The organism is Mesorhizobium sp. M7D.F.Ca.US.004.01.2.1 (assembly GCF_003997785.1).
Classification (GTDB): domain Bacteria; phylum Pseudomonadota; class Alphaproteobacteria; order Rhizobiales; family Rhizobiaceae; genus Mesorhizobium; species Mesorhizobium loti.
The window spans coordinates 1-4433 of record NZ_RZRQ01000420.1 but is presented as its reverse complement, the minus strand read 5'-3'; the positions used below and the strand labels follow the sequence as shown (position 1 = coordinate 4433).

At 65.8% G+C, this 4433-nt stretch carries 3 protein-coding genes and 1 pseudogene; all 4 read left to right on the top strand.

What is annotated here, in order from left to right; all coding sequences use genetic code 11:
- The first annotated feature begins 446 nt into the window (after nt 1-446).
- A complete protein-coding gene (locus EN993_RS32035; protein WP_109660434.1) occupies nt 447-1394 on the top strand; it encodes a substrate-binding domain-containing protein in 948 nt (315 codons plus the stop codon).
- A 160-nt stretch (nt 1395-1554) separates the two neighbouring features.
- Nucleotides 1555-3117, top strand: a complete 1563-nt coding sequence (locus tag EN993_RS32030) for a sugar ABC transporter ATP-binding protein (RefSeq protein WP_127265777.1) — start codon at nt 1555-1557, stop codon at nt 3115-3117.
- The gene (locus EN993_RS32025) at nt 3114-4124 is read left to right on the top strand and encodes an ABC transporter permease (RefSeq protein ID WP_109660437.1); all 1011 of its coding nucleotides are present in this window, start codon (nt 3114-3116) and stop codon (nt 4122-4124) included. Before EN993_RS32030 ends, EN993_RS32025 begins: the two co-directional genes overlap by 4 nt.
- A gap of 109 nt (nt 4125-4233) precedes the next feature.
- Nucleotides 4234-4433, top strand: a pseudogene (locus EN993_RS32020) (hypothetical protein); the annotation flags it as partial.

Here is a 4433-nt window from a genome sequence, read left to right as displayed (position 1 = left end):
GATCCGGGCGGCGCCTCGATCGAGATCGCCGATCTGCTCAGGCGTGCCGACGAGGCCCTCTATGGCGCCAAGGTGGCGGGGCGGGACCGGGTCCACGGCTGGCGCCCGCATGTCAGCGAGCCGCACGCGACAGGCGCACGACGCCGGTCGTAAGCAGGGGCGGGGGCAGCGTCCGGTAGGGACGCCCATGCCCGCAATTCAAAAATCCGACAATTCCGATAATTTGCCCGGCAGCTCTGTTATATCGATGTTGCACAAATGGTTGACCCTGGGTTAGCATCTCCGGGCAGGCGTCGGTGGGAGGCTCTTTTAACAGCGGCGGCCAGCTGGAGCGGCATGCGTTTTCGGGCGCAGGGAGGATGCTCCAACACTTTGAACCGACGCATGATCCTTCCTGAAACCGATCCCGGTTTTCGGGATCGTGCGTTCTTGTGGAGGAGGATCCCATGAACAGACGCGAATTCCTGCTGTCGTCCGCGGCCTTTGGCGCCATGATGCTTGCCGCACCTTCGGTGTTTGCGCAGGACAAGCTCACCATCCTGGGCTCGGTGCCCAATCTCGGCTTTCCGTTCTTCGTGCACATGCTGAACGAGATCAAGGCCGAGGCCGCCGCGCAAGGCGTCAATTTGACCGAGAGCGACGGCCAGAACTCGGCCACCAAGCAGACCGCCGACATCGAGGCGGCCCTGGTGCAGAAGGTCAACGCCATCGTCATCTCGCCGCTCGACGTCAACGCGCTGGCGCCGGCCATCGAGGAAGCGGTCAAGGCCGGCGTTCCCGTGGTGACGATCGACCGCCGCGTCGACGGTGTCGAGGGCATCCTGGCCCATGTCGGCGCCGACAACGTCAAGGGCGGCGAGGCGGAAGCCAACGCCATGGTGGCGGCATTCCCCAACGGCGCCAAGATCTTCCATCTGCAGGGCCAGCCAGGTGCCGGTCCGGCGATCGACCGCAACAAGGGCGTCCACAACGTGCTCGATCCCCTGAAGGACAAGTACCAGATCGTCTTCGAGCAGACCGCCAACTTCGCCCGCGCCGAGGCGCTGTCGGTGACAGAGGCCGGCCTTGCCGCCAACGGCAAGCCGGACGCCATCGTCTGCGCCAATGACGACATGGCGCTGGGCGCCATGGAGGCCTGCGCGGCGCGCAACTTCACCGACGTCAAGATCTACGGCTTCGATGCGCTGCCGGAAGCGCTGGTCGCGGTGCGCGACGGCAAGCTTGCCGGCACCGTCGAGCAATTCCCCGGCGAACAGTCGCGCACGGCGGTGCGCATCGCGGTGGCCTTTGCCAAGGACAAGACCGAGCCGAAGGAGAAGCTGGTGCTGCTGACGCCGATTGTGATTGGCAAGGACAATTTGGACAAGGCGGAGCGGATTGGCGAGACGAAGTAGGGGGTGAGAGCCGGGCGCATGACGGGTGGAGGTCGCGTTCTGTCGCGCCCCCCTCTGTCCTGCCGGCAAAACTGCCAATCTCCCCCCTCTCGTGGGGGAGATGTCCGGCAGGACGGCGGGGGGCGCTGTCCCGCATCCTGCTGAAATCCGGGAGCAACCCTTGCCAGCTGAAGCCGCATCGCCCAAACCCGTCCTGCTTGCCGTCGAGGGCATCACCAAGCATTTTTCCGGCGTGACCGCGCTCAGCGATGTCTCGCTCGACATCCGCCCCGGCGAAATCCTTGGCCTGCTGGGCGAGAACGGCGCCGGCAAGTCGACGCTGTTGAAGATCCTGTCGGGCGTGATGCCGCCCTCCAGCGGCCACATCATTTTCGACGGCGCCGACTATCACCCGTCCAGCCCGCAGGACGCCAAGCGGCTCGGCATCGTGACCATCTATCAGGAGCTGAGCCTGATCCCGACGCTGACGGTGGCGGAGAACATTTTTATCGGCCGTGCGCCGGTGGGGCCGCTCGGGCTGGTCAGCTGGAGGCGCATGGAGCAAGAGTCCCGCGCGATCATCGCCCGCGTCGGTCTCTCCATCGATCCGATGACGCCGGTGTCGGCGCTGTCGGTGGCCGAACAGCAGCTGGTCGAGATTGCCCGGGCGCTGTCGCTGAAAAGCCGGCTGATCATCATGGACGAGCCGACCTCGGCGCTGACCGAGACCGAGGTGCAGCGCTTGCTGTCGATCATGGACCGGCTGCGCAAGGACAAGGTCGCCATCATGTTCGTCACCCACCGGCTGGAAGAGGCCTCCGCGATCTGCGACCGCATGACGGTGCTGCGTGACGGCAGGCTGGCCGGGCATCTTAACCGCGAAGGCGGGCCGATCGCACTGCCGAAAATCATCGAGAAGATGGTCGGCCGTGCCGCGTCCGAACTCTATGCGCGGCCGGCGCAGCGCGCGGTTGCCGGCGATGTCGTGCTGTCGGTGCGCGGGTTGCGCACCGTGCGCGACCCCGAGGCGCCGCACGCCATCGTGCTCGACGGCGTCGACATCGACCTCAAGGCCGGCGAAATCCTCGGCGTTGCCGGTCTTGTCGGCTCGGGCCGCACGGAGCTGGCGCGTGCCATCTTCGGCGCCGACCGCATCGCGGCCGGCACCATCACGCTCGACGGCAAGCAAATCGCGCCGGCCTCGCCCGCCGATGCCATCGCGCTCGGCATCGGCCTGGTGCCGGAGGACCGCAAGCATCAGGCGATCTTTGCGGCACTCGGCATCCTGCCGAATTTTTCCGTCGCATCGCTGGGCAGCTTCAGCAACGGTTTCGGCTTCATGGCCGAACGGCGCGAGCGCGATGCACTCGCCGGTTTTCGCAAGATGCTGTCGATCCGCATGGCCTCGGCTGAGCAGGCGATCGAGGGCCTGTCGGGCGGCAACCAGCAGAAGGTGATCCTGGCACGCTGGCTGGCGCGCGATCCTAAGGTGCTGATCGTCGACGAGCCGACGCGTGGCGTCGATGTCGGCGCCAAGACCGAGGTGCACCAGATCCTGGTGCAGCTTGCGGCGCGCGGCATTGCGGTGATGATGATCTCGTCCGAACTGCCCGAGGTGCTGGCGGTGTCGGACCGCATCGTCACCATGCGCCGGGGACGCATCACCGGCCAGATGCCGGGCGTCGAGGCAAACGAGGAAAGACTGATGGAACTGATGGCACTCGACCGCAAGGAGACACCATGAGCGTGGCGGAGGACCAGCGCGGCGGCATCAATTTCGCGCGGCTGTTGATGAGCTTCGGGCCGCTGCTGTTCCTGGTGGCGCTGATCGTCGTCTTCACGGTGCTGAAGCCGAGCTTCATGGACCCGATCAACCTGTTCAACATCACAAGGCAGATCTCGATCACCGGGCTGATCGCGCTCGGCATGACCTTCGTCATCCTCACCGCCGGCATCGACCTGTCGGTCGGCTCGCTGCTCGCCTTCTGCGGCATGGTCGCCGCCGTGGTCGCCAAGGGCGGTACCGCCAACACGCTGTCGCTGTCGACGAGCGGAACGCAAGGTTATGGCTGGTTCGCAGCACTGCTCGCCGCCGTCGTGGTCGGCGCTGCGGCCGGCGGCGTGCAGGGGCTTGTCATCACCCGGCTCAAAGTGCCGCCCTTCGTCGTCACGCTGGGCGGGCTGACGGTGTTTCGCGGGCTGACGCTGACCATCTCCAATGGCGGCCCGATCTCGGGCTTTGACGCCTCGATGCGCTGGTTCGGCACCGGGCTGATCGGCCCGGTACCGGTGCCGGCGCTCATCTTCGCGGCGGCCGCCATCCTGTGCCACATCGTGCTGCGCTACACGCGCTATGGCCGCGCGGTCTATGCCGTCGGCGGCAATGCGGAAGCGGCAAGGCTGTCTGGCCTGCGCGTCGACCGCATCCTGGTCTCGGTCTATGTCATCGTCGGCTTCTTCGCCGGGCTTGCCGCCTTCGTGCTATCGGCCAGGCTCAACTCCTCGGAAGCGGTGGCCGGCATCGGCTACGAGCTGACTGTCATTTCGGCCGTCGTCATCGGCGGCACCTCGCTGTTCGGCGGCATCGGCTCGGTCGGCGGCACGGTGGTCGGCGCGGCCCTCATCGGCGTGCTGCAGAACGGGCTGCAGTTCAACAACGTCTCGTCCTACACGCAAAGCATCGTCATCGGGCTGATCCTGATCCTGGCGGTGGCGTTCGACCGGTGGCTGAAGTCGCGGGTAAGGCGGTGAGGGGACGGTTCTCCTTTCTCCCACAAGGGTAGAAGGGGAGCCCCATTCCTTGCAAAACAATCATGCTTTGCTAGAAAGGTTTTGGCGGGTGGCATCGTGAGAGAACCTCATGTTTGCCGATATCATCAGACCGATCACCTTGAGTTTTTCGCTGCTGCGGCAGTTCTGGCCGCAGCTCGCAGCGCTGGTGCTGGCCGGCGTGCTGGTCGGCGATCTCCTCATGCAGCTGGCGGCGAGGGTGGCGCTTGCCAATCACTTCGCCGGGCTGGCGATGCTGACGCTGGTGGCGCTGGCGCAGCTGGTGGTGAC

Coding starts and splice junctions, on each gene's coding strand:
- EN993_RS32035 (WP_109660434.1), top strand. CDS start 447: ATGAACAGACGCGAATTCCTGCTGTCGTCCGCGGCCTTTGGCGCCATG.
- EN993_RS32025 (WP_109660437.1), top strand. CDS start 3,114: ATGAGCGTGGCGGAGGACCAGCGCGGCGGCATCAATTTCGCGCGGCTG.